The organism is Herbaspirillum lusitanum, assembly GCF_046025995.1.
Lineage (GTDB): Bacteria > Pseudomonadota > Gammaproteobacteria > Burkholderiales > Burkholderiaceae_D > Herbaspirillum > Herbaspirillum lusitanum_A.
In genome coordinates this window covers 229,776-255,798 of the sequence record NZ_JAQQFM010000009.1, presented here as the reverse complement: position 1 = coordinate 255,798, position 26,023 = coordinate 229,776, and the positions used below count along the sequence as shown (strand labels likewise).

Below are 26,023 nucleotides of genomic sequence, written 5' to 3'. Positions count from 1 at the left end.
GTTCGTCTGAGATCTCAGCGCGTACGCGATGGCGCGCGCATGCCGCCGCCGATATTGTCGCCGGCGTCGCGCGCCATGCCGCGATAGCCCTGCACCGACAACAGAATCAGCACACCCGCCATCACGAACGCCCAGTGAAAATCACTGAGCGTGAAATGCGCGCCACCCGCTGCCCCCACAACCGAAGCATCGCCTCTGAAGTAGGCCGCCACGCGCAAAGCCAGCGCACCGAAGGCAATCCCCATGCCGATGGTCATCTGCTGCGCCACGCTCCACAAGGTGCTGGCCGAACTCTTGCGCGCATCGCCGATGTCGGCATAGGCCAGCGTTGCCAGGGTCGAGAACTGCATCGAGCGCGCCAGCCCGTAAACGAATACCGTGATCAGGGTCCAGGCCAGCGGCGAATCAGGCGTCAGCAAACCGCAGGCGCTCACCATCAGGCCGGCGATCACGGCATTGGTCACCGACACCCGGCGGAAACCGTAACGCTGCAGCACCCGGGTGGTGAACATTTTCATCCCGAGATTGCCGAGTGCGCTGGCCAGCAGCAGCAAGCCCGAATGAAAGGCCGACAAGCCGAAACCGATCTGAAACAGCAGCGGCAACAGATAAGGCACTGCTTCGATGCCGATGCGGGTGGCCGAACCGGTGATGATGGTGACCGAAAAGGTCGGGACCTTGAGTGTGGAGAAGTCCAGCAAGGGATGCGCCGAACCTTTGGCATGGCGATAGGCGATCGCGCCGAGCACGATGCCGCCCAGCACGAAGCCGAGCGCGACGGCGATGTTCGACTCCATATGGCTGGCCAGTTCGGTGCCGTACAACAATGAAGTCAAAGCCGCGCCGCTGAGAAAAAAACCGACCAGATCCAGCGGCCGCTTACTGGCGCCGCGCTCATTGCGCACCACCAGCAAGACCGCCGTCAGCGCCGCCAGCCCGAAGGGTACGTTCATCAGAAAAATCCAGTGCCATGAGGCATAGGTGGTGATGAAACCGCCTATCGACGGCCCCACCACCGGCGCCACGATGGCCGGCCAGGTGATGGTGGAGATCGCCTTCATCAACTGATCCTTGCCGGTATTGCGCACCACGATCAGCCGGCCGACCGGCACCATCATGGCGCCGCCCATGCCCTGCAAGATACGCGCGGCGGTAAATTCACCCACGCTGCCGGAGATGCCGCACAGGATCGAAGCCAGAGTGAACACCACAATGGCGGACGCGAACACGGTGCGCGAGCCGAGCCGGTCGGCAATCCAGCCGCTGATGGGAATGAACACGGCCAGCGTCAGCATGTAGGCGGTCATGCCCAGACTCAGCTCGTTGGGGCCGACGCCGAAATCATGCGCCATCTGCGGCAAAGCCGTGGCGATGATCGTGGTGTCGAGGTACTCCATGAAGAAAGTGGCAGCAACGATGTACGGCAGGCTGCCGACGTGCGACTGAGAAGGGCCTGGCTGACCCGGATTGGCTTGGCTGGTGCTCATTATTCTTCCCCGACGGCGGTCGCTGGGAGGGATGCCGATCAGAGCGTGCGTTACCGCGTGATCGGCTGTTTTCAGTCTGGTACGCCGTCGCCCTTGCTGTTAGATGCAGTTAAAGGCAATGTGCCGGAGCGGCAAATTTCAACATTGTCATTTCACCGCGCCGCCTCAAAAAAACGGCAACGCGGGTAGGACACATTCAAAAACAGAGACACATCAGAGATGCAGCAGGTGCATCAGAATCTGAATCACCACCACGCCGCCGATCAGGCCGCCGCCGAAATACACGATGATGCCCAGCAGCATGTTGGTACGGCGCTGCTCGGACACCAGCTTCTTCAGCAGTTCTGCATGTTGCGGCTGATTCTGGCCTTCGGTGTATTGCGTCAAGGCCTGATGCGCCAGGCGCGGCAGTTGCGGCAACAGGCGGCTGTAGCGCGGCACTTCGACCTTGAGCTGTTCGACAAAACCGCGCCAGCCGATCTGCTCGCTCATCCAGCGCTCGAGATAAGGCTTGGCGGTCTTCCACAGATCCAGATCGGGATCGAGCTGACGTCCCAGACCTTCGACGTTGAGCAAGGTCTTTTGCAGCAGCACCAGTTGCGGCTGCACTTCGACATTGAAACGGCGCGAGGTCTGGAACAGGCGCAACAGCACCTGACCGAAGGAAATATCTTTCAGCGGACGATCAAAGATCGGTTCGCAGCAGGCGCGCACCGCCGCTTCCAGTTCATCGACGCGGGTTTCTTTCGGCGCCCAGCCGGATTCGATGTGAGCCTCGGCCACGCGCTTGTAATCGCGACGGAAGAAAGCCAGGAAATTCTGCGACAGATAATCCTTGTCGAAGTCGTTGAGCGTGCCGACGATGCCGAAGTCCAGCGCGATGTAACGGCCGAAGGTTTCCGGCGCCACCGATACCAGGATATTGCCGGGATGCATGTCGGCGTGGAAGAAGCCATCGCGGAATACCTGCGTAAAGAAAATCTCGACGCCGTCGCGCGACAGCTTGCTCAGATCGACGCCTTCATCGCGCAGGCGCTCGGTCTGCGAAATCGGAATACCGTACATGCGCTCCATCACGATCACCGATGAGGAGCAGTAATCCCAATGCATCTCCGGCACCATCAAGAGATCGGAACCGGCAAAATTGCGGCGCAGCTGGCTGGCATTGGCGGCCTCGCGCATCAGGTCGAGTTCGTCGTGCAGATACTTGTCGAACTCGCCGACGACTTCCTTGGCCTTGAGGCGACGGCCATCGGCCCACCAGCGCTCCAGCCAGTCGGCCGCCACGTGCATCAGGCCGATGTCGTTATCGATGGTGCTGCGCATGCCGGGCCGCAAGACCTTGACCGCAACTTCGGTGCCGTCCTTCAGCGTGGCGAAGTGCACCTGTGCGATCGAGGCCGACGCCACCGGCGTGCGCTCGAAACTGGCGAACAATTCATTGGGATGGGCGCCCAGCGATTTCTGAATCTGCAGGATCGCCAGATCGGAATCAAAAGGCGGTACGCGGTCTTGCAGGCGCGTCAACTCATTGGCGATGTCGGGCGGCATGAGGTCGCGCCGGGTCGACAACACCTGCCCGAATTTGATGAAAATAGGCCCGAGATCTTCCAGCGCGCGGCGCAGGCGTTCACCGCGCGGCGCTGAAATATCGCGCCAGAAAAACACCATGTTGATGGCGCGGGCGATGCGCGGCTTGGCGAAACCGGAAGTCGCAATTTCATCCAGGCCGTAGAGGACGGCGACACGCAGAATCTTGAACAGACGCAGAGAGCGCAGCAGCATCAGCGACGCTCCAGTTTTTCGATGCGCTTGGACAGCCGCTCGAGATCATCGCGCAGGCGCACGACATCGGAGGAAAAATCCTGCAGCATGCGGGGACGTATCAGCATCGGTTGTTCTTCCAGAAAATACTCGGCGACGTTTTCCGTCACCTTTTTATGAGTGGCCTGCGCGGTGGCGAGCAAGGAGCGTGCGCCGCCGACCAGCCGCATGGCGGCGACATCGCCGAACAGGCGCGCCAGATCGTCTTCGGCATCCCAGCGCAGGGACTGGCTGAGCTGCGAGATGGCATTGGCAAAATCGGCATCGCCTTGCAGCTTGACGTAAGACACTGCGCGTTCGCGATTGGCGGCGATCAGCGGCAGGTCCGACAGCTTGATATGGATGGTGACATTGGCGACGGCATCGGCTGCCGCTTCGCTCACGTAGCCGTCGGCACTCACCTGCAACCGCAATTGCATGACACCGGTATCAATGCAGGCGACCTTGCCGGCATGCGCGATCAGTTTTTTCTGCGCCCAGGGTTCTTGCGCGAGCAAATGATTGATGACGGCGGCGACAGGTCGCATGGGATTGGCGGACATAAATGCTGAATGAGGAATGGGTGCTGAAATGGCAGAGATCGCTGATGCGCGGTGCTCGACAAATCCGTTGCCGGAAAATAAAACCGCCCGAGACAGCCGGGCGGTTTCAAGTTTAACAGCTTGGCGGCGGCATCAGCATCTCGATGCGCAGCACCTGCATGCACTAAGCTCTAAACCTGCTGGATACCGGCCAGCACCCAACCGCCGCCAGCATTGAGCGGCTTGGACAAGTTCCAGATTTCAGCGAAGGGTTCGGCCGACGCGTCCGGCGCTTCCTTGATCAGACCCTCGAAACGCACGGTCGCCAGATAATCGCTGGCCAGCGTTTCTATGCCCAGCAATTCGGCATTGAGCTGCACCACGTCGGTGGCATTCGGCGATGGGCCGCGTTCCTGCAATTGCAGACGCAGTTCGGCAAACATTTCAGACGAGGTGAATTCGCGGATGTCGTTGATATCGGCCTTGTCCCAGGCCGCCTGCAGGCGGATGAAATAGGTCTTGGCGTTGCGCACGAAACCGGCGGTATCGAAATCGGCAGGAATGCCCCACTTCTCCAGCGTGGCCGGCGCTGCCGCCGTATTGCCTTGATTGTTGCCGTAACCGCCCCCGCCGAAGCCGGAACCTTGCAAGGCCGCCGGCGCCTGGGCACCGACCGGCTCCAGCCGCGAACCGATTTCAGGTGTCATGCCGGCGCTGCCGACAGGACTGACACCCGGCGCCGCATAGGCCGGCTCACGTCCCGGCCCCTGATCGTAGCTCTTGCGCGTGAACAGGCGAATGATGAAGAAAGCGGCGAAGGCCAGCAGGACGATGGTCAGAATCGAACCCATGCCGCCGCCGATGCCGAAGTGCGACAACAGCGCCCCCATGCCCAGACCGAGCAAGGCGCCGCCCACGATATTGCGCCATGGGCTGGCCGGCTTGGCCGGGACACCTTGCGGTGCCGCGGCCGGCGCCGAAGGCTGAGCAGGCGCCGCCGAACTGGATTGACCGGCCGGCCGCGAAGGCGTGGCCTGACGCGAATAATTCGACGATTGTTTACCGAAGGAACCGCCACCCCCGAGACGCTTGGCGTCGGCCGGGGACATCACCAGCGTGACCGAAGTCAGCACCAGCATCAATGCAAGCAAAAACTTTTTCATGTGTCTCTCCTTTCGGTGCGCGGGCGGACTTGCGTACGGCAACGGCAGAGCCCTCTCAACCGCATCAGCATGCAGCCAGGCTGCATCAGCTTGCGCACCTCATTAATTCCGACGGAGCCGACCAGGTGGGCGGTCATCGGTCATTCATTACACTCAACACTTGGCAACGACATTTGCTCAAAGCTGATCGCATTCTTGCCGGGCAAACTTAAGCCAGCCTTAACACCGGTTTACCGATCTGATGGAAACAACCAATCAGGTCGACTTCAATCGGCGGCCTGACTGCGACGGAAATCAGAGCTTGATGCCGGTATGCAAGGCAGCCACGCCGGCGGTGAGGTTAAAGTAATTGACGTTGTCCAGACCGGCATCCTGCATCATCTGTTTCAGGGTCTCCTGATCGGGATGCATGCGGATCGATTCCGCCAGATAACGATAGCTTTCTGCGTCGTTGGCGACTTTCTTGCCCAGCCACGGCAGCACCGAGAATGAGTAAACGTCGTAAGGTTTCTTCAGCGGCTCCCAGACCTTGGAGAATTCCAGCACCAGCAGCTTGCCGCCCGGCTTCAGCACGCGGCGCATTTCGGCCAGCGCAGCATCTTTATGCGTCATGTTGCGCAGACCGAAGGCGACCGATACGCGATCGAAATAGTTGTCGGGGAAAGGCAGTTTCTCGGCGTCGCATAACAGCGTCGGCGTCACCATGCCCTTGTTGAGCAGACGATCGCGGCCGACGCGCAGCATTGATTCATTGATGTCGGTCAGCCAGACTTCGCCGCTCGGGCCGGCCTGTTTGGCAAAAGCCTTGGACAAGTCGCCGGTGCCGCCGGCGATGTCGAGCACCTTGAAGCCGGGACGCACGGCCGCCTGTGCAATCGTGAACGCCTTCCAGACGCGATGCAGACCGGCCGACATGAAGTCGTTCATGACATCGTACTTGGCCGCGACCGAGTGAAACACTTCCGCAACCTTGCGGACTTTGTCTTCTTCGGCGACGGTCTGATAACCGAAATGGGTGGTATTGGTCATGAGCCTGATTCAAAAAATTAATGCTGCGTGAACAACGACAAACACAGCGAAATTAGCCAACGTAGCGCAGCGGCTTTCCTTACATGCACTGCGCAACATGCAAAACGCCATTATATAGGTCTGACATGGCGGCATGCAGACCTGCATCAAACCGCAATGGAGCCGAAACGCGTCGCGAAGCCCGTCCGGCTCTGCCGCCCTGACGCCGACTGCCTTCAGGCATGCAATCGCGCCATGCACAAGGCATCCACATAGCTGCCGTCGCGAAAAGCAAAAGCCTTGTGCTCGCCCTCGGTCTGAAAACCGAACTTGCGATACAAGGCAATCGCAGCCTGATTGTCGCTGAACACGGTCAGCTCCAGACGCTGCACGGCAAGCCAGTTGTCGGCCGCCTCAATCAGTTCGCCCAGCAAGGCCGAACCTATGCCTTCGCCGCAATGCGCATCATGCACCCCCATGCCGATACCGGCGGCATGGCTGCGCCGTCCGACAAAACGGGTCAGGCTGGCCTGGCCGACGATGTGCTGCCCCTTCACCGCAATCAGATTCATGCCACCGGCAGCGGCCGATGTTTCCAGCCATTTGCGAGTCTGCTCCACAGTCTGGTGCGGCATGCGCAAAGTGCCGTTGCGAAAACCGGGGAGGTTGAACAGTTGCGCGATGCCCTCGACATCGGCCGGCGTCGCCGCCCGGATGGTGCAAGCCGGCATCGCGCCGGCGCCTTCGACGCCGCAGAGCGCGCCAGGATCAGTGATGATGTCCGCAGCCATGCCCGCCACCTTCCGCCGTCCGGCCTTGCGCGCTGCCTTGCGGAGCAGCGCGGCCACTGTCGCGCGTGAAGCCGGCGGCTTCCAGCTTTTGCAGATAGCTTTCCCACATCGCGGCCTGATCACGGCCGAGTTGATAGAGGTAATCCCAGGTGTAGATGCCGCTGACGTGACCGTCGGAAAACAGCGGCTTGATGCCGTAATTGCCGACCGGTTCGACGCCGCTGATCTCCACTTCGCGCTTGCCGGTCTGCAGGGTTTCCTGCCCCTGGCCGTGGCCGCGTACCTCGGCCGACGGCGAATAGACGCGCAGCAGTTCGAAGGGCAATGAAAACATCACGCCGTCATCGAACTCGACCTCCATCACGCGCGAGATTTTGCGCACCTTGAACGACACGGGAATCGGAGAAGCACTGGAACTCATGGTTGAACTCGCTGAAGTGAGACTGCGGAAATGGCTGAGACTGTTGCTTGAAATGCGCCGGCCATGCTTTCCTGCGGAAAGGCCGACAGCAACAACACGCCTGAGATAGACGCTGGCCGGGGTTAGCTGAACGGGCGCTGCAGATGAAGCAGAATTACGTCGGGCCGACTCAGCCGACCTGCAAACCCGCCAGCATCAGATGTCGATTGACGGCTTCGCGCAATTGCGGCAACAGACCGCGACGCTGCGCCAGCGCGGCCTCATCTGCCGGACGCCGCGCTTCGGCCCAGACCGGGCTGGGGAAATGGGTATCGTCGAGATAACGTGGAATGACATGCCAATGCACATGCGGCGTCATGTTGCCCAGCGTCGCCAGATTGACTTTCTCCGGCTGCATGACTTCGCGCATCGCAGCTTCGACCGCCCATACGGCGTTGGCGATCAGAGTGCGATCGTTGGCAGCCAGATCGCTCATTTCCTTGACATGGCCGTTCCAGATCACGCGGCAAAAGCCTGGAAAAGAAGGCTCATCGACCAGCACCACGCGGTATTGCGGATGACGCCAGATCACCTCGCCGCCTTCGCCGGTGCACAGTTCACAGGAATTGTTCAGGGTTTCGCTCATGTCATTATCCGATCTTGTCAGCGCGGTCCGTGCCGGTCATGAATGCAGCATGGCGTGCATGACCGGCAGGATGAGTGGTCTGCTTACACCAGCACGCGTTCGATACCGCCGTTGTTGGCGCGTTCCACGTATTCCGGCATCCAGTTTTCTCCCAGCAGATGCTTGGCCATTTCGACCACGATGTAGTCGGCGGTGGTGCCGGAGTCTTCGTTGTAGCGCGACAGGCCCTGGAAGCACGATGGGCACGACGTCAGGATCTTGACGTCGCCGGTGAAACCGTCGGCGCGCACCTTGTCGGCGCCCTTGCGCATTTCTTCTTCCTTGCGGAAGCGCACCTGGGTCGAAACATCCGGACGGCTGACGCCGAAGGTGCCCGACTCGCCGCAGCAGCGATCATTCTTCTCGATCTTCTGCGCGTCGATGGTGGTGATCAGCGAATTCACGGTCTTCATCGGATCCTGCAACTTCATCGGGCTGTGGCAAGGATCGTGATACATGTAGCGGGTACCGCTCACGCCTTCCAGACGCACGCCTTTTTCCAGCAGATATTCGTGGATGTCGATGATGCGGCAACCCGGGAAAATCTTCTCGAATTCATAACCCTGCAACTGATCGTAGCAAGTACCGCAGGACACCACGACGGTCTTGATGTCGAGGTAGTTCAGCGTGTTCGCCATGCGATGGAACAGCACGCGATTGTCGGTAATGATCTTCTCTGCCTTGTCGAAATCGCCGCTGCCGCGTTGCGGATAACCGCAGCACAGATAGCCTGGCGGCAAGACGGTCTGCACGCCGACATTCCACAGCATCGCCTGCGTGGCCAGACCGACCTGCGAGAACAGACGCTCCGAACCGCAACCCGGGAAATAGAACACCGCTTCCGTGTCGGCCGTGGTGGTCTTGGGATTGCGGATGATAGGCACGATCTTGTCGTCTTCGATATCCAGCAGTGCGCGCGCAGTTTTCTTCGGCAGATTGCCAGGCATCTTCTTGTTGATGAAGTGAATCACCTGTTCCTTGATCGGCGCCTTGCCGACCGTCGCTGCCGGTTTCTTGGTCTGCTTCCTGGCGAACTTCTTCAGGATGTCATTACCCAGACGCTGCGCCTTGAAGCCCCAGTCGGTCATCACTTTGCGCGTGGCATTGATGGTGGCCGGATCCTTGGCGTTCAGGAAGAACATCGCGGCGGTCGTGCCGGGATTGAACGACTTCTTGCCCATCTTGCGCAGCAGATTGCGCATGTTCATCGAGACGTCGCCGAAATCGATGTCGACCGGGCAAGGCGTCACGCATTTGTGGCAGACGGTGCAGTGATCGGCCACGTCTTCGAACTCTTCCCAATGCTTGATCGAGACGCCGCGGCGGGTCTGCTCCTCATACAGGAAGGCCTCGACCAGCAGCGAAGTCGCCAGAATTTTATTGCGCGGCGAATACAGCAGATTCGCGCGCGGCACGTGGGTCGAGCACACCGGTTTGCACTTGCCGCAACGCAGACAATCCTTGACGCTGTTGGCGATGGCGCCGATATCGCTTTGCTGCATGATCAGCGACTCGTGCCCCATCAGACCGAAGGAAGGCGTGTAGGCATTCGACAAGTCGGCTTCCATACCCGGCAGGTTCAGCAACTTGCCCTTGTTGAAACGGCCTTCCGGATCGACGCGCTTTTTGTACTCGCGGAATTCACCGATCTCTTCTTCGGTCAGAAATTCCAGCTTGGTGATGCCGATGCCGTGCTCGCCCGAAATCACGCCGTCCAGCGAACGCGCCAGCGTCATGATGCGGGCTACCGCCTGGTGAGCGTCCTGCAGCATTTCGTAGTGATCGGAATTGACCGGCAAATTGGTGTGCACGTTGCCGTCGCCGGCGTGCATGTGCAGCGCCACGAACACGCGGCCGCGCAGCACGCGCTTGTGAATCGCGGTGCACTCTTCGAGGATGGGCTTGAATGCAGCGCCGCTGAAAATCTGACGCAGATGCGCGCGCACTTCCTGCTTCCAGGTCACGCGCACGGTGCGGTCCTGCACCACGTGGAAAACGCTGGCGTCGGGCTGCTCCAGCAGGCGATGCTCGAACACCGGCAACAGCTTGTCCAGCCCCAGTGCCGCCATTTCGTCCTTGGCTGCATGCAGCGGCTTGTCCAGATTGCTCAGGATGTAGGACCAACGCGCATGCACCTTCTCGATCAGCTCGCAGCCTTGATGCACGCGGTCTTCCAGCATTTCCGCTGCGGGGATCTCTTCACCCTCGGCATCATCGCTCTTGCCCAGCGGCAGATTGCCCTTGAGGAAAAAGTTTTCCAGCTCGGCCAGGAATTGCAGCTTGTTCTTGATCGACAGCTCGATATTGATGCGCTCGATGCCGTCGGTGTATTCGCCCATGCGGTTGAGCGGGATCACCACGTCTTCATTGATCTTGAAGGCGTTGGTGTGCTTGGCGATCGCCGCCGTACGCGAGCGATCCAGCCAGAACTTCTTGCGCGCTTCCGGGCTGATCGCGACGAAGCCTTCGCCGACGCGATTGTTGGCCATGCGGATCACTTCTGAAGCGGCTTGCGCTACGGCATTTTCATCGTCGCCGACGATATCGCCGATCAGCACCATCTTAGGCAGCACGCCGCGCTTGGATTTGGTGGCATAGCCGACCGCGCGCAGATAGCGCTCGTCCAGATGTTCCAGACCGGCAAGAATGGCGCCGCCGCGCTTGGTTTCGGCGTCCAGGAAATCCTTGATCTCAACGATCGATGGAATCGCATCGCGCGCCTGGCCAAAGAACTCCAGGCAGACGGTGCGCGTCTGCTTCGGCATCTTGTGCAGAATCCAGCGCGCCGACGTGATCAGGCCATCGCAGCCTTCTTTCTGGATACCCGGCAAGCCTGCCAGGAATTTGTCGGTCACATCCTTGCCCAGACCTTCCTTGCGGAATTTGCGGCCGGCGATTTCCAGAATTTCGGTCTTGAAGACTTCGGTCTTCTGGCCCTTTTCGCCGGGATGCGACCACTCCAGTTTGAAGCGCGCCAGTGCGACATCATGAATCTTGCCGAGGTTGTGATCGAGGCGCGTGACTTCCAGCCAGTCGCCTTGCGGATCAACCATGCGCCAGCTGGCCAGATTGTCGAGCGCAGTGCCCCACAACACAGCCTTTTTGCCGCCGGCGTTCATCGCGACATTGCCGCCGATGCACGAAGCTTCAGCCGAAGTCGGATCCACCGCGAACACGAAGCCGGCCTTTTCAGCGGCGTCGGAGACGCGCTTGGTAACCACGCCGGCGCCCGAGTAAATCGTGGCGTAAGGGGTTTCGAGGCCGGGCAAGACTTCCATCTCGACCGCACCCAGCTGCTCCAGCTTTTCGGTATTGATGACGGCCGACATCGGCGTCAGCGGAATCGCGCCGCCGGTGTAACCGGTGCCGCCGCCGCGCGGAATGATGGTCAGACCGAGTTCGATACACGCTTTGACCAGTCCGGCCATTTCGTCTTCGGTGTCGGGCGTCAGCACGACGAAGGGGTACTCGACGCGCCAGTCGGTGGCGTCGGTCACATGCGAGACACGCGACAGGCCGTCGAACTTGATATTGTCTTTGGCCGTGTAACGGCCCAGCACCTTGGTCGCGCGCTTGCGCAGATCGTAGGTGCTGCGGAATTCTTCGGCGAAATCGGCGATGGCCTTGCGTGCAGCCTTGATCAGCGCTTCCACGCTGGCGCTGCGACGTGTGGCGTCGGCGTCGTTCAGTTCGGATTGCTTGACGTCGATGCGCCGCTTGTCGACCTCGCTCAGGCGGTGGTTCAGCGCTTCAATCAGCGCCGCGCGGCGCTTGGGATTGTCCAGCAAATCGTCCTGCAGATAGGGATTGCGACGCACCACCCAGATGTCGCCCAGGACTTCATACAGCATGCGTGCAGAACGACCGGTCTGGCGCTTGCCACGCAGTTCGTCCAGCAGAGACCAGGACGCTTCCCCCAACAACCGGATCACGATCTCACGGTCGGAGAACGAGGTGTAGTTGTACGGAATTTCACGCAAGCGTGTGGGGGCGCCGTGGGGCGCGTCTGTGAGCAAAGCCTGGATATGTGCGGGGGCGTTCATCAATATAAAGAAAAAATCTGCTGCCGGATGTGCATTTTAGCCTATTGCAGAGAGACGCGAGGGAAAGCCCCTGGTTTTGGCGGGACATGCGAAATGAGTATTTTTCGCATCAAGATATCAACAGATTCGGCCTTGAATCGCGATTTATTGCAGAACAGCATTTAATTTCACAAGCGCATGCACGCCTGGAGCGCATAGCAAAAAACAATTAAATCAATAAAAACAATCAATTTTTATATTTTGATTATAAAAAACTATACTCCACTTCATCAGTAGGGCTGTTGCCCCTTTAATTAGCGGAGAATGTTATGTTGCAAAGTCTGATTACCGAATTCTTGGAAAATCTAGCCATCACCCTGGCCGATTACGCGCAATGCAAGGCGTAGAAGCCGATCAGAAATACCGAACCATTCGTCATCCACATGCCGTCGGTAGTTTTGATCACGTTTTTGTTGTGGATCATTGGAATTGATCACAGCATCCGTCAGGGAGACTGCCATGATACCGGCCCAGTTGAATAAAAATTTCTCGTCACACTCAAGCCCCTCCGCCGCCTCTTCCGATCGGGAAGGACCGCCATCTCAAACCAAAGACACTGACGCGCCCGGGCTCGGAGACAGCCTCACGCTGAACCTGAAACCGCGCCAGATCTTCATGATTGTGGTGGCGCTCGCATTCCTGGTCTTCAAATCTTACGAAAGCCTGCATACCTACTTCGCGGCCAATCCGCGCGTCTGGCAGGCACTGCTGGCCTCGTCCGCTGCTGCCGGCCTGACCGCGCTCGGCGCGCTGGGCGTGTTTTTCACGCGCCGCATTTCGGTCAAGGCGCAGGATGTGATGCTCGGCTATGGCGGCGGCGTGATGCTGGCGGCCAGCGTTTTTTCCCTGATCATTCCGGCCATGAATGCGGCCCAGAGCATCGGCTACGGCAAGAGCGCTTCGGTGTTTCTGGCGGCGACCGGCATCATGCTCGGCGGACTGTTCGTGCTGGCGCTGAATCATCTGATCCCGCATCAGCATTTTCTGGCGATGGCCAGCGACCGCGTAAGCGCGGCCCGCACCAGCCGCATCTGGCTGTTCGTGATGGCGGTGACTATCCACAACTTCCCCGAAGGTCTGGCCATCGGCGTCGGCTTCGGCGGTGAAGACGTAGGCAAAGCCGTCGCGCTGGCGACCGGCATCGGGATTCAAGATATTCCGGAAGGTCTGGTCGTGGCGCTGGCCTTGCGCACGCTGGGATACTCGGCCTGGAAATCGGCTGCAGCCGGCATCCTGTCCGGCATGGTGGAGCCGATCGGCGGCGTGCTGGGCGCACTTGCCACTGGCGTGTCGGCCACCGCCCTGCCCTGGGCGCTGGCCGGCGCCGGCGGTGCCATGCTGTTCGTGATCAGCCATGAAGTGATCCCTGAATCGCATCGGCAGGGGCATGAATCGCAGGCCACACTCGGCTTGCTGGCGGGTTTCGTGACCATGATGCTGCTGGACGTGCTGCTCGGCTGATACGGATAGTAAATAAAAAAAGAGCCGACGCATTAAGGTCGGCTCTTTTCATTCAAGCTGCTGCCACAAAAACCAACTGCCGTTATGCCGGCAAGGCGCCCCAGGATTAACCCAGCATATCCGCCACGCGATGCCAGAACCCGTCCGGCACATTCAGCAGCAACCAGGTCATCAGGATGTAGCGCACGAACTTGCCGATCGCCATGTACATCAGCGAAGGCCAGAACGGCAGCTTGAGCCAGCCGGCCAGCGTGCAGATGGGATCGCCGATCCCCGGCAGCCAGGACAGCAACATGGTCTTGGGACCGAATTTCTCCAGCCAGTGAAACCAGCGCGAAGACCGCTCCTTGGCAAAAGCCTGCTTGGCGCCGTAGCCCATCCAGTAATCGACTGCCCCACCCAAAGTGTTGCCCACAGTCGCGACCAGAATCACCGGCCAGAACATGTCGGCATTGGCCTTGATCACGGCAAACACCGCCGGCTCGGATCCGAGCGGCAATAATGTGGCGGAAATGAAACTGATGAGAAACACCGAGGACAGGCCAACACTGGGCACGGCGAGGACACTCAAAAGCCAGAGAACGGCGGATTCAATCATGCGCAATAAGTGGAAAAGGTGGGTGAAGAAAGCGGAGCAGGCTGGAGAATAATGCAAGCGCAGCCAAAGTTGGCAAAAAAATCACATCGGGCGCTTCCTCGCCTGGTGCGGCAGGATCGGCGGAATCCCCTAGCTGATGCCGAAACATCAGATCTCAAGCTGCATCGAGACTCAGCGCTTTTGCCATCACGCCATCATTGATCGATCCGAGATCGGAGCATGGCCAAGCGCCAGAACAATCCAGTCAAGAATGCCTGGCAGCATCATTGATACGAAAACCACCATAGCCGGCTTCGCGAAGAACCTTCACCTGCTGACAGCGGCGGGTGCCGATAAGGACAAAGCAATAAACCCTATCCGCCCGCCGCAGGTCTCAGGCAAAGCGGCTCCTTTATAATGCTGAGTTCTGCACGTCCTGCAATCAGCTTCAAACCGATCTGTACGGCTGCAAACGCTCACACGCGTCCGCACCCGTCGGCGTAGCTCAGCGACGGCAGAAACCAGACAGATCACCGGCGGCATGCAGCGCCGCGGACGATATGCGCTTTCCCTCCGGCTTGCCGGATTTCATTCACTTTTAATTCCGACTGTGCTTAAACGCCATTCTTCATGACTGAAATGAGTAACGCCAATGAGTAACGATTATCTGCAAAAAATCCTGACCGCCCGGGTCTACGACGTCGCCCAGGAAACACCGCTGGAGTTGGCCAATACACTGTCGCAACGGATTGATAATCGCATTTACTTCAAGCGCGAAGACATGCAGAGCGTGTTCAGTTTCAAGCTGCGCGGCGCCTACAACAAGATGGCGCATCTGACGCCGGCACAACTCAAGCGCGGCGTGATCTGCGCCTCGGCGGGCAACCACGCGCAGGGCGTGGCCTTGTCCGCCGCCAAGCTCGGTTGCCGCGCCGTGATCGTGATGCCGACCACCACGCCGCAGGTCAAGATCGATGCCGTCAAGGCGCGCGGCGGCGAAGTGGTGCTGTTCGGAGACTCCTTCACCGATGCCTACGGCCACGCGCTGATACTGGAAAAGAAACAGAAGCTGACCTTCGTCCACCCTTTCGACGACCCTTACGTGATCGCCGGCCAGGGCACCGTCGGCATGGAAATCCTGCGCCAGCACTCGGCGCCGATTCACGCCATCTTCGTCGCCATCGGCGGCGGCGGCCTGATCTCGGGCGTGGCGGCGTATGTCAAGGCGGTACGCCCGGACATCAAGATCATCGGCGTGCAGACCAGGGATTCCGATGCCATGGCGCGCAGCATCAAGGCCGGTCGTCGCATCACGCTGCCCGACGTCGGCCTGTTCTCCGACGGCACCGCAGTGAAACTGGTGGGCGAAGAGACCTTCCGCCTCACCAAGAAATATGTGGACGACATCATCATCGTCGACACCGATGCCGTGTGCACGGCGATCAAGGATGTGTTTCAGGATACGCGCAGCATCGTCGAGCCGGCTGGCGCGCTGGCGATTGCCGGCGCCAAGGCTTACGTCGAACGCGCCAAACTCGGCAAGAAGCCGATCAGGAATGAATCGCTGGTGGCGATTGCCTGCGGCGCCAACATGAACTTCGACCGCCTGCGTTTCGTGGCCGAAATGGCAGACGTCGGCGAAGCGCGCGAAGCGGTGTTCGCCGTGACGATCCCGGAAGAACGCGGCAGCTTCAAACGCTTCTGCGAAACCGTCGGCCCGCGCAACGTCACCGAATTCAACTATCGCATCAGCGACGCCAAGGCCGCGCACGTCTTCGTCGGCGTGCAGATCAGCAATGCCGATGAAACGGCCAAGATCGCACGCAATTTCGAGAAGAGCGGATTCGGCGTACTGGATCTGACGCACGACGAACTGGCCAAGGTGCACATCCGCCATTTGGTCGGCGGCAAGAGCGCGCTGGCAGAAAACGAATTACTGTATCGCTTCGAGTTCCCGGAACGCCCGGGCGCGCTGATGCGCTTCCTGAGCAACATGAATCCGAACTGGAATATCAGCCTGTTCCATTACCGCAATCAGGGCGGCGATGTCGGTCGCATTCTGGTCGGCATTCAGGTGCCGAAGAAGGAAATGAAGACCTTCCGCGAATTCCTCGCACAGCTCGGTTATCGTCATTGGGACGAGACCGAAAATCCTTTGTACAAGCTGTTCCTGGGCTGAGGCAGCACTTGCGGTGCGCGCCGCCGCCGGTTGCATCGCAAGCACCTGCTGAAGACCCGTTACTATCGATTCAGGAAATATTATGGACAAGCCCACCCCGTCCACGCCAAATCAGACAGCGCCGGACGCTGCCAGCGCCATCGGCCATGCGCCGGAAAATTCGCCGCTGGGCAAATCCTCGGCCTATCCGGATGCCTACGATCCTTCGCTGCTGTTTCCGATTCCGCGCCAGGACAAGCGCGCAGAGCTCGGCATTCACGGCACGCTGCCCTTCTTCGGCATCGACATCTGGACCGCCTATGAAATCTCGTGGCTGAACCTGCGCGGCAAACCGCAGATCGCCATCGCGACCTTCATCGTGCCGGCCGATGCGCCCAATATCATCGAGTCGAAGTCGTTCAAGCTATATCTCAATTCCTTCAATCAGGCGCGCATCGCCGACGTGCAGGAATTGATGGCCACCATGCGCAAGGATTTGTCGTCTGCCGCCGGCGGCAGCGTGCAGGTCTCACTGACGGAGCCGGGGCAATTCGGTTCAGTGAAATTCGGCGAACTGAGCGGCCTGCTGCTGGATCGTCTGGATATCGAAGTGGTGGCCGGCGGACACCCCGACGCCTCCTTGCTGCGCGCCAATCATAGCGACGCGACGGTGGAAGAAACTTTCGTCTCGCATCTGCTCAAATCGAATTGCCCGGTGACCGGCCAGCCGGACTGGGGCAGCGTGCAGATTCACTACGTCGGCGCCCCCATCGATCAGGAACGGCTACTGCAATATCTGATCGGCTTTCGCGAGCACAATGAGTTTCACGAGCAATGCGTGGAGCGCATCTTTGTCGATATCCAGCGCCAGTGCAAACCTCAGAAACTGGCGGTCTATGCGCGCTACACGCGGCGCGGCGGACTGGACATCAATCCATGGCGCAGCAATTTCTCCAGCGCCACGCCGCCCTCGCAATTGCGCAATGCGCGCCAGTAATTCACTGCAATAGAGCAGGTCAATAAAATTCAAGAAATTGTTACCAGAGTTGTCTGCGCCCGGCTTTTCATCGGCGCAGGCGGCAGGCATTTTTCTTGTACTTTTCATTACACTTTGAAGCGCTCCCGCGAAGGCAATGATCGGCCTGTCATTGTGGCGAGCATCTTGAAAATACCTTCAGCCTCTTTACCATCTGAAATATTCCGCTTTACAACCACAATATTTCGCAACAATTTGCCTGCTTAAATAAGCGAGCTCACCATCGACGAAAGGGAATTTTTTCTTAACAATCGCGTCTTTAGTCTGTTGGCACAAGAAGATTGCCAAGTTTCACGCATGTGTTCGAACGTCCTCATTGCGCGAGACATTAGCCCCAAAATCCACTGCTCTGTACATAACAACATGAACAAATATCAATTCGCCCCTCGCTCTTTGCCGCTGCATTCCCAAGCCTTGAATGCAGGCCCGGCTCACTCCCATATCTCCGGCGTCAATGGCATTGACGCAATCACTACACATCCCGCTCAGCATTATGTCGGACTGCTCGCGCAACGTGCCGGCACCGGTTTCATGGCTGCAGCACTGGGCCTGGCGCTATACGGAGGACTGGCCGGCAAGGCGCATGCGGAAGACTACAGCCTGTGGCAAGAAACCAAGAATCATGCCTCGGAAATCTGGGACAAGGGCGATGACGCGATCTATATCTCCGGCTGGGCCCACCATGGCCGCAGCACCTATACGCGTGAAAAGCTGAACGAACTGAATGAACACGCCTGGGGTCTCGGCTTCGGCAAGACCATGCGCAATGAGCGCGGCAACGATGAATCGCTTTACGGTTTCGTGATCAAGGATTCGCACCGCCATCCGCAGATCATGGCCGGCTATGCTTACGAATGGGTATTTCCGATCGGCCATACACCACTCGAACTCGGCATCGGCGGCACCGCCATGCTGATGAGCCGTCAGGATTATTTCGGCGGCGTGCCCTTCCCGGTGCCGCTGCCGCTGGCATCGATCGGCACCAAAAAGGCCAAGGTGATGTTCGCCTATGTGCCACGTCTGTCGTCGAACAAGAACAACGGCGACGTGCTGCTGGTATTCGGCCGCATCGAAATGTAAGTCTCGCGCGACGGGCCTGAACGCATTTTGCAGGCCCGCCGGCAGAGAAAGCGCCGATATCTTGCCGCATTGAAATCAGAATCGCAGCCGACGCCTGTCGGTGTGACATTCGAACAATGTTTCAGGCAACGCCAGGATATCGGCGACCTGCAATCTGGCGCCGGCCCTTCACCGGCGTACATCTCCACCCTCGATTCCATCCAGCTTCAGCGGCAACACGGTCTCTGTCCGGCCTCAAATCGCAGCATTCCGGCTGTTTTTTGCGTCTGTTCCTTGATTTCAATCCGTTGCCGGGCCGCCAAACAGGCCTATAATCCTGTTCAAAAGCCTCACCCGTGTGCATTTCTTCAAGCGTCATGACAAATCTTGCAAAAATCCTGTCTCCGGAAAATGTGGTTCTGGATCTGGAAGTCTCCAGCAAAAAAAGAGCGTTCGAACAAGCCGGACTGACTTTCGAAAACAATAGCGGGGTAGCCCGCTCTACTGTTTCTGAAAACCTGTTCGCACGCGAACGCCTGGGTTCCACGGGATTGGGCCATGGCGTAGCCGTTCCGCACGGCCGCATCAAAGGACTGAAAGCGCCGCTGGCGCTGTTCATGCGTCTGGCCGAGCCGATTCCCTTCGAATCGCCGGACGGTCAACCGGTCAAACTGTTGATCTTCTTGCTGATCCCGGACAACGTCACCCAGCAGCATCTTGAGATCCTGTCGGAAATCGCGCAGATGTTTTCGGACGATGCCTTCCGCACCGTGCTGGCCACCGAAACCGATCCCGCCGCCGTCTATTCGCGCATCGTGACCTGGCAGCCTTCACTGGAGAAAGCCGGCTGAGACCGGACGCAAGCTGAGGTGCCAGCTTGAGGCGCCCGGCCTTTTCGCCTCACACGCATCACATCGACCTGCCCTGCTCCGCGGCGGCTCACCATCAGCAGCCTGAACATTTTCGTCAAGACGGATCGGATTTACATGCCCAATTATTCTGCGTTGTCGATACAGCAGCTCTACGAAGAAAATCGCGAGTCCTTGCAATTGGGCTGGTTTGCCGGTTTCCCAGGCGGCGAGCGCCTGATTTCCGGCGATGCCGTTTCCGCCGCCGATCAGGTCGGCCACCTGAATCTCATCCACCCCGGCCGCATCCAGGTGTTCGGCCATCAGGAAACCGAGTATTACCAGCGGCTCTCGAATACCTCACGCGCTTATCAGACCGCTGAACTGGTGGCCGGCGAGCCGCCCGCCTTCATCATTGCGCAAGGCCTGTCGACGCCGGCGGACATCCTGACGATCTGCGACGAAAAGAATATCCCGCTGTTTTCCACGCCCTTGCCGGCGGCGCAGGTGATCGATTATCTGCGCGTGTATCTGTCCAAGAAACTGGCGCAGCAAATCACCATGCATGGCGTGTTCATGGACGTGCTCGGCGTCGGCGTGCTGATCACCGGCGAATCCGGTCTGGGCAAGAGCGAACTGGGTCTGGAACTGATCTCGCGCAGTCACGGCCTGGTGGCCGATGATGCGGTCGAATTCGCGCGCATCGCGCCCAACATGATCGAGGGGCGTTGCCCTTCGCTGCTGCAGAATTTGCTGGAAGTGCGCGGCCTCGGCCTGCTCGACATCAAGGCCATCTTCGGCGAGACCGCGGTGCGCCGCAAGATGCGCCTGAAGCTGATCGTGCATCTGGTCCGCCGCAGCACGCTGGAAGAAAATTACGAGCGCCTGCCGCTGGATGCGCAATACGAAGAAGTGCTGGGCTTGCCGATCCGCAAAGTGGTGATTCCTGTGGCGGCCGGCCGCAATATCGCGGTGCTGCTGGAAGCCGCAGTACGCAACACCATTCTGCAATTGCGCGGTATCGATACGCTCAAGGAATTCATTGAGCGTCAGCGCAAGGCCATGAACGGCGAGTGATATGAAGAGTAATACAAAAACGGCAAGCCGGCGCGGTGGATGTAAAGAAAGAAGCGAAAATTAAATTTCTCACACGCTAAGAATTGCGGCTGCAACTGCCGATCCCGCGCACTCAGCGCAATGTAAGCCGGTGCTGGAATAGTAATGATTCCGCGCTGACAGTCTGAATTCATACGTTATCATTGGGCACATGAAAATCGTACTGATCACGGGCATCTCCGGCTCCGGCAAATCCGTAGCACTTCATGTGCTGGAAGACGCCGGCTATTTCTGCGTCGACAATCTGCCGCCCTCATTACTGTGCGCGCTGGTCGAGACCCGCATCAAGGAAGGAGCCAGCATGCTGGCCGTCGCCACTGATGCCCGCAGCGCCGATTCACTAGCGACTTTGCGCACCGACATCGAACAGCTGCGCGGCGAAGGTCATGAAGTCAAAGTGTTCTTCCTGACCGCCTCCGACGAAACTCTGATCACCCGCTTTTCCGAAACCCGCCGCAGCCATCCGCTGTCGCACAGGCTGCTGCCGGGACGCAATCCGGCGGACCGCCTGACGCTGACCGAATGCATCGCCGCCGAGCGCGACATGCTGGGCGAATTGAAGGATCTGGCGGAAATTGTCGACACCTCGCAGTTCAGCGCCAACAAATTGCGCAGCTGGATCAAGGGGCTGGTGGAAGTCGAGCGTTCACCGCTGACTTTGCTGTTCGAATCCTTCGCCTTCAAGAGCGGCCTGCCGCTGGATGCCGATCTGGTGTTCGATGTGCGCATGCTGCCCAATCCGCATTACGATCGCGATCTGCGACCGCTGACCGGACGCGATCAGCCGGTCATCGATTTCTTGGACAGCTACCCCGAGGTTGCCGATCTGATGGCCGACATCCGCAACTTCGTCGGCAAGTGGCTGCCGTCTTTCAAGGATGACAACCGAAGCTATGTGACGGTGGCCATCGGCTGCACCGGCGGTCAGCATCGTTCGGTCTACATGGCGGAAAAACTGGCCATGCATTTCCGCGCCACCGATCAGGTGATCTGCCGCCATCGTCAATTGGATTGATCGATTGAGCCTGCTGCATTCCGTCTTTAGATCACGATGAAGTCCGACTGATCTCAAAAAAAACGCTTTGAGCCGGCCAGCTCAAAGCGTTTTTCTATTTGCCTCGCTGTCCATGCCGCAATGACACACGCCGCGGTAGCGGCTCAGATATGCGTCAGCAGGTCGTCGGTGCGGAACACACCCAACAATAATTTTTTCACCGGCGCCGGCAGCGGCGCATCGGCCAGCCGCGCTATCGGATACCACATCAGCCCGTGCTGCGCGATACGCGCACGACACGCAGACAAGGCAATCTGATACGGCGCGACATGCAGCTTGAAGTGGGTAAAGACATGCGAGAAAGCTTGCAGCTTGCGGCAAGCTTCCATCTCGCCATATGGCTCGACCAGCGTCGCCACCGCGGCATCGAACTGATCGGCATCCGACACCGCGAGCTCCGGCAGCGACAGCAGCCCGCCCCAGATGCCGCTGTCGGGCCGCTGTTCCAGCAAGATCTGACCGTCATGGCCGATCACCAGCATCACGGTTTCTCTTTCCGGCACGGCTTTTTTCGGCTTGCGGACCGGCAGCTCGCTGACCCGGTTCTGCGCCAGCGCCACGCAGCGCGACGCCAGAGGACATTTGCCGCAGGCCGGCGAACTGCGCACGCACAAGGTAGCGCCGAGATCCATCAGGCCCTGTGTATACGATTCGATATCGGTTTCCGGCAGCAAGGCAACGGCGCGCCGCCACAGCTTGTCTTCGATAGGTTTGGCGCCCGGATACCCCTCCACGCCGAACACGCGCGCAAAAACACGCTTGACGTTGCCGTCGAGAATCGCCGCGCGCCGGCCATACGAAAACGCTGCAATCGCCGCCGCGGTCGAACGACCTATGCCGGGCAGATCGGCCAGCAGCTCAGGATCGTCCGGAAAACGTCCACCGTACTCGGCCACCACCCGCTGCGCGCATTTATGCAGATTGCGCGCCCGCGTGTAATAGCCCAGCCCGCTCCACAAGGCCATCACATCTTCCGAAGGCGCTGCGGCCAGGCTGGCGACGTCGGGGCAACGATCCAGAAAGCGTGCGTAATAGGGAATCACGGCACTGACCTGGGTCTGCTGCAGCATGATTTCAGACAGCCAGACGCGATAGGCATCTTGCGTCTTTTGCCACGGCAAACTATGCCGGCCATGTTTTTTCTGCCAACCGATGACGGCGGCCGAAAAACCCGGGTCGTGATATTGCTCGCTCAGCAGCGCCGTCTCGGCCCCGCTGCTCTCGGCTTTCTTGCGTCCGCGCTTGCTTGCCGGCGCACTTTCATCAAGAAGACGTTTCATCGCTGACAGTTCACGCAATAAAAGGTGGAACGCTGGCCTTGCTTGATCTGGCGGATCGGCGCGGCGCAAATGCGGCAATCGAGGCCGGTGCGGTTGTAGACGAAATAACTTTGCTGAAAATAGCCGGACTGGCCGTTGACCGCGATGAAGTCGCGCAGACTGCTGCCGCCCTGTTCGATGGCAGCGGCCAGCGTCTCGCGGATGGCATCGACCAGACGTTCATAGCGCGCCAGGCTGATCTTGTTGGCCGGCGTCTTGGGATTGATGCGCGCCTTGAACAGACTTTCGGACGCATAGATATTGCCGACGCCGACCACGATGTCGCCGGCCAGCAGCACCTGCTTGATCGGCGCGCTGCGCTTGCGCGTCTGACGCCACAGCTCAAGCGCGGAGAATTTGTCTTCCAGCGGCTCCAGCCCGAGACTGCGCAGCAGCATGTGTTCTTCGACCGAACCATCCAGCGCGTCATGCCACAGCACCGCGCCGAAACGACGCGGATCAGTCATGCGCATGACCTGCGAGCCCACCAGCAGATCGAAGTGGTCGTGCTTCTGCGGCGCGATGCCCGGCGGCAAGATGCGCAGGTGGCCGGACATGCCCAGATGCACGATCAGCGTGCCGTGGTCGAAATTGATGAGGAGGTATTTACCGCGGCGGCCGGTGCTGCGAATCAGCTTGCCGCTCAGCAGTTGCGCCAGCTCCGGCGGAAACGGCCAGCGCAATCCGGCATGCCGGGTCACGACGCCGACCACGATCTGGCCCTCGAGATGGGGCGCCACACCGCGGCGGGTTACTTCTACTTCTGGCAATTCTGGCATCGGAGTACGTCGGTTCGCGTCTACTGGAAAGGCGACTATGATAAAACAGATGTTGCCGCATGGTTTACACTCGCTTACAGCACCCGTAACGCGGTTCAGCGTAAAATCAAAACTCCCGAAAACTCAGGATCACGCCTTGAAAAAAACTCTCGCCATTTTAACGAGTTCGCTGCTGCTGTCGGCTTGCGCCAGTTTCCAGCAGGCCAACGACAAGATGGCTGCCGAAGCTGCGCAGGACAACAAGAGCGCGCCCGCCAAGACTACAGCGGCCAATGCGCGCAAGAAAACGCCCAAGGCCAAGGTCCAGCAGCAAGATGATCCGCTGCCGGCGGTGGAGTTGAACGAAGAAGTGTTGTTCAAGGTGCTGAGCGCCGAAATCGCCTTTCAGCGCGGCCAGTGGCAAGCCGCTTATGTGACGATTCTGGGCGCTGCACAGCAGACCCGCGATCCGCGCCTGGCCAAGCGCGCGGCCGAAATCGCGATTGCCGCGCGCCAGGCGCCCGAAGCCCTGGTCGCAGTGCGCCTGTGGACTGAACTGGCGCCGCACTCCGACGAAGCCCTGCAAAATTATCTGGGCCTGATCATGCTCAGCGACAGCGTCGATGAAATCGAGCCGCTGCTGACGCAACGCCTGGCCGACGCAGCACCGCAAGCGCGCGGGCCGATGCTGCTGCAAATTCAACGTTTGCTGGCGCGCGCCAAAGACAAGAATGCCAGCTTCAACATTCTGCAAAAGGTCGCGCAACCCTATCCCGAGCTGATGGAAAGCCATCTGGCCCTGGCGCAAGGCGCCTTCAGCATCGGCGACAACGACTATGCGCAACGCGAAGCGCGCGCTGCACTGAAGATCAAGCCCGACTCCGAACTGGCGATTCTGACGCTGGCGCAAGTCACGCCGGATGCCAAGGATGCAATGAAGCTGGTAGCGGATTTCGTCAAACGCTATCCGAATTCGCGTGAAGTGCGCATCGCCTACGCCCGCGGCCTGGTCGAGCAGAAGCAATACAAGGATGCGCGCGCCCAGTTTGAGGCGCTGCTGAAGGAAGACGGTGAAGATCCGACCACGCTGTTCGCGCTGGGCGTGCTGAGCGCACAGACCGATCAGTTGAAGGACGCTGAAAATTATCTGCAACGCTATCTGAAGATATTGGCGGCGCAACCGGAAGATGACCGCGATCCTTCGCAGGCCGCGCTGCTGCTCTCGCGCATCGCCGAAGAACGCAAGGATCCGGATGCCGCGCTGAAATATCTTGACGTGGTCGAGCCGGGCAATGACGGTTACGTCAACGTACAGATTCGCCGCGCCCAATTGCTGGTGCAACGCGGCGACGTCGACGGCGCACGCACTGCGCTTGAGCTGGCGCAAGGCGAAGCCGGTACGGATGGCGAACAGCTGCAGCTGCTGCAGGCCGAATCGGTACTGCTGCGCGACAGCAACCGCTCGAAGGAAGCCTCCGAAGTACTGAAAAAGGCGCTGGAACGTTTCCCCAACAATACTGACCTGCTGTACGACTACGCGATGGTCGCGGAAAAACTCAGCGACTACACCGAAATGGAGAACTCGCTGCGCCGGGTAATGAAGCTGGCGCCGGGCAATCAGCACGCCTACAACGCGCTCGGCTATTCACTGGCGGATCGTAATGTACGCCTGCCGGAAGCACTGAGCCTGATTCAGAAAGCGGCCGACATGGCGCCGGAAGATGCTTTCATCGCCGACAGCCTGGGCTGGGTGCAATACCGTATGGGCAAGCTGAGCGATGCCGAGACGCAGATGCGCAAGGCTTACGGCCTGCGTCCCGATCCTGAAATCGGCATCCATCTGGGCGAAGTGCTGTGGGCGCAAGGCAAGCAGGACGAAGCGCGCAAGGTATGGCGCGAAGTCCGCGCCAAGGATCCGCAGAACGATATGCTGAAGAGCACGCTGCTGCGCCTCAACATCCAGTTGTAAACGTTGCTGAAATCCGGTTTGATGAAACAGTTGATGAAGATGGCGTGGTTTTCCTTCGATCGCAGCGCGGCGGCTGGCGGCCGCGCTGCGGCACTTTCCTGTTTGCTGGCTGCCAGCGCATTGCTGGCCGGTTGCGCCGGCATGTCCGGCGCGCCGGATAGCATGGACAAGGCCACGCCCTTGACTACCCGCAGCTATCAGGAAAAACTTGACCTGAACGGGCGCCTCTCGGTGCAGTACGAGCAAAACAATCAGCCGCAAGCCCTGCATGGCAGCTTCATCTGGGCTCAGAGCGCGCAACAGACTTCGCTGGAATTGTTGTCGCCGCTGGGCCAGACCATGGCGACCATTGACGTCAAACCCGGTATGGCGACGCTGATGCAATCCGGCCAGGCGCCGCGTATGGCGGCCGATGTCGATACGCTGACGGCCGAAACGCTGGGCTGGCCGCTGCCGGTTTCCGGCTTGCGCCACTGGCTGCAAGGCTTCGGCACCGATGCCGTCGGCAAGCCTTTTCAGGCAGTGCCCGGCGAAGCCGGCTCCAGCTTCACTACCCGCGATGGCTGGCGCCTGACTTACTCCAACTGGGAAGCGATTGACGGTCAGAGTCGTCCGAAACGCATCGATCTGGCGCGCGACACCGCGCAAGCCGGACCAGTCTCCATCCGCATCGTCATCGATAGCTGGAAAACTCCCTGATCACGTTT

At 59.5% G+C, this 26,023-nt stretch carries 21 protein-coding genes; 9 read left to right on the top strand and 12 right to left on the bottom strand.

Annotated elements, in window-relative coordinates; all coding sequences use genetic code 11:
* Positions 1 to 14: 14 nt before the first annotated feature.
* From PQR62_RS20855 to PQR62_RS20815, 9 genes are all read right to left on the bottom strand, one after another.
* On the bottom strand, positions 15 to 1,487 hold the full coding sequence (locus PQR62_RS20855) for an MFS transporter (RefSeq protein ID WP_408159947.1): 1,473 nt from the start codon (positions 1,485 to 1,487) through the stop codon (positions 15 to 17).
* A gap of 213 nt (positions 1,488 to 1,700) precedes the next feature.
* Positions 1,701 to 3,272, bottom strand: a complete 1,572-nt coding sequence (gene ubiB, locus PQR62_RS20850) for a ubiquinone biosynthesis regulatory protein kinase UbiB (protein ID WP_408159946.1) — start codon at positions 3,270 to 3,272, stop codon at positions 1,701 to 1,703.
* Positions 3,272 to 3,853 carry a ubiquinone biosynthesis accessory factor UbiJ gene (locus PQR62_RS20845; protein WP_408159945.1) on the bottom strand — a complete coding sequence of 194 codons (582 nt, stop codon included), beginning with the start codon at positions 3,851 to 3,853 and terminating at the stop codon, positions 3,272 to 3,274. The genes ubiB and PQR62_RS20845 overlap by 1 nt, the downstream gene beginning before the upstream one ends.
* A gap of 170 nt (positions 3,854 to 4,023) precedes the next feature.
* Complete coding sequence (locus tag PQR62_RS20840; RefSeq protein ID WP_408159944.1) at positions 4,024 to 4,995, bottom strand: Tim44 domain-containing protein; 972 nt, start codon at positions 4,993 to 4,995, stop codon at positions 4,024 to 4,026.
* A gap of 294 nt (positions 4,996 to 5,289) precedes the next feature.
* Entirely contained in the window at positions 5,290 to 6,024 is a 735-nt protein-coding gene (ubiE, locus tag PQR62_RS20835; protein WP_408159943.1) for a bifunctional demethylmenaquinone methyltransferase/2-methoxy-6-polyprenyl-1,4-benzoquinol methylase UbiE, read from the bottom strand.
* A 215-nt stretch (positions 6,025 to 6,239) separates the two neighbouring features.
* Entirely contained in the window at positions 6,240 to 6,794 is a 555-nt protein-coding gene (locus tag PQR62_RS20830) for a GNAT family N-acetyltransferase (protein WP_408159942.1), read from the bottom strand.
* On the bottom strand, positions 6,772 to 7,215 hold the full coding sequence (locus PQR62_RS20825; protein WP_408159941.1) for a gamma-butyrobetaine hydroxylase family protein: 444 nt from the start codon (positions 7,213 to 7,215) through the stop codon (positions 6,772 to 6,774). The genes PQR62_RS20830 and PQR62_RS20825 overlap by 23 nt, the downstream gene beginning before the upstream one ends.
* Before the next feature lie 169 nt (positions 7,216 to 7,384).
* Entirely contained in the window at positions 7,385 to 7,840 is a 456-nt protein-coding gene (locus tag PQR62_RS20820) for an HIT family protein (protein WP_408159940.1), read from the bottom strand.
* A gap of 83 nt (positions 7,841 to 7,923) precedes the next feature.
* The gene (locus PQR62_RS20815) at positions 7,924 to 11,922 is read right to left on the bottom strand and encodes a DUF3683 domain-containing protein (protein ID WP_408159939.1); all 3,999 of its coding nucleotides are present in this window, start codon (positions 11,920 to 11,922) and stop codon (positions 7,924 to 7,926) included.
* A 654-nt stretch (positions 11,923 to 12,576) separates the two neighbouring features.
* On the opposite strand from PQR62_RS20815, the gene PQR62_RS20810 reads away from it, so the two are divergent.
* Positions 12,577 to 13,422 carry a ZIP family metal transporter gene (locus PQR62_RS20810; protein ID WP_408159938.1) on the top strand — a complete coding sequence of 282 codons (846 nt, stop codon included), beginning with the start codon at positions 12,577 to 12,579 and terminating at the stop codon, positions 13,420 to 13,422.
* Positions 13,423 to 13,528: 106 nt separating this feature from the next.
* On the opposite strand, the gene PQR62_RS20805 is transcribed toward PQR62_RS20810, so the two are convergent.
* Positions 13,529 to 14,020 carry a YqaA family protein gene (locus PQR62_RS20805; protein ID WP_408159937.1) on the bottom strand — a complete coding sequence of 164 codons (492 nt, stop codon included), beginning with the start codon at positions 14,018 to 14,020 and terminating at the stop codon, positions 13,529 to 13,531.
* Positions 14,021 to 14,651: 631 nt separating this feature from the next.
* On the opposite strand from PQR62_RS20805, the gene ilvA reads away from it, so the two are divergent.
* The 6 genes from ilvA (at position 14,652) to rapZ (ending at position 21,231) form a co-directional block, all read left to right on the top strand.
* On the top strand, positions 14,652 to 16,178 hold the full coding sequence (ilvA, locus tag PQR62_RS20800; RefSeq protein WP_408159936.1) for a threonine ammonia-lyase, biosynthetic: 1,527 nt from the start codon (positions 14,652 to 14,654) through the stop codon (positions 16,176 to 16,178).
* An 82-nt stretch (positions 16,179 to 16,260) separates the two neighbouring features.
* Positions 16,261 to 17,154 carry an NADPH-dependent 7-cyano-7-deazaguanine reductase QueF gene (gene queF, locus PQR62_RS20795; protein WP_408159935.1) on the top strand — a complete coding sequence of 298 codons (894 nt, stop codon included), beginning with the start codon at positions 16,261 to 16,263 and terminating at the stop codon, positions 17,152 to 17,154.
* A 570-nt stretch (positions 17,155 to 17,724) separates the two neighbouring features.
* Positions 17,725 to 18,273 carry a hypothetical protein gene (locus PQR62_RS20790; RefSeq protein WP_408159968.1) on the top strand — a complete coding sequence of 183 codons (549 nt, stop codon included), beginning with the start codon at positions 17,725 to 17,727 and terminating at the stop codon, positions 18,271 to 18,273.
* Between the two features lie 356 nt (positions 18,274 to 18,629).
* Positions 18,630 to 19,103 (top strand): PTS sugar transporter subunit IIA, encoded by a 474-nt coding sequence (locus tag PQR62_RS20785; protein WP_408159934.1) that lies wholly within the window; start codon positions 18,630 to 18,632, stop codon positions 19,101 to 19,103.
* 135 nt (positions 19,104 to 19,238) lie between these two features.
* Entirely contained in the window at positions 19,239 to 20,177 is a 939-nt protein-coding gene (gene hprK / locus PQR62_RS20780; RefSeq protein WP_408159933.1) for an HPr(Ser) kinase/phosphatase, read from the top strand.
* 190 nt (positions 20,178 to 20,367) lie between these two features.
* The gene (gene rapZ / locus PQR62_RS20775) at positions 20,368 to 21,231 is read left to right on the top strand and encodes an RNase adapter RapZ (RefSeq protein ID WP_408159932.1); all 864 of its coding nucleotides are present in this window, start codon (positions 20,368 to 20,370) and stop codon (positions 21,229 to 21,231) included.
* A 143-nt stretch (positions 21,232 to 21,374) separates the two neighbouring features.
* Here rapZ and mutY read toward each other — a convergent pair whose 3' ends face one another.
* Positions 21,375 to 22,550 (bottom strand): A/G-specific adenine glycosylase, encoded by a 1,176-nt coding sequence (gene mutY / locus PQR62_RS20770; protein ID WP_408159931.1) that lies wholly within the window; start codon positions 22,548 to 22,550, stop codon positions 21,375 to 21,377.
* Positions 22,547 to 23,368, bottom strand: coding sequence for a bifunctional DNA-formamidopyrimidine glycosylase/DNA-(apurinic or apyrimidinic site) lyase (gene mutM / locus PQR62_RS20765; RefSeq protein WP_408159930.1), 822 nt, complete (start codon positions 23,366 to 23,368; stop codon positions 22,547 to 22,549). Before mutM ends, mutY begins: the two co-directional genes overlap by 4 nt.
* A 136-nt stretch (positions 23,369 to 23,504) precedes the next feature.
* On the opposite strand from mutM, the gene PQR62_RS20760 reads away from it, so the two are divergent.
* Together PQR62_RS20760 and lolB are read left to right on the top strand one after the other, a co-directional pair.
* Positions 23,505 to 25,316 carry a tetratricopeptide repeat protein gene (locus PQR62_RS20760; protein ID WP_408159929.1) on the top strand — a complete coding sequence of 604 codons (1,812 nt, stop codon included), beginning with the start codon at positions 23,505 to 23,507 and terminating at the stop codon, positions 25,314 to 25,316.
* Positions 25,317 to 25,337: 21 nt separating this feature from the next.
* Positions 25,338 to 26,015 (top strand): lipoprotein insertase outer membrane protein LolB, encoded by a 678-nt coding sequence (lolB, locus tag PQR62_RS20755; protein WP_408159928.1) that lies wholly within the window; start codon positions 25,338 to 25,340, stop codon positions 26,013 to 26,015.
* Positions 26,016 to 26,023 lie beyond the last annotated feature (8 nt).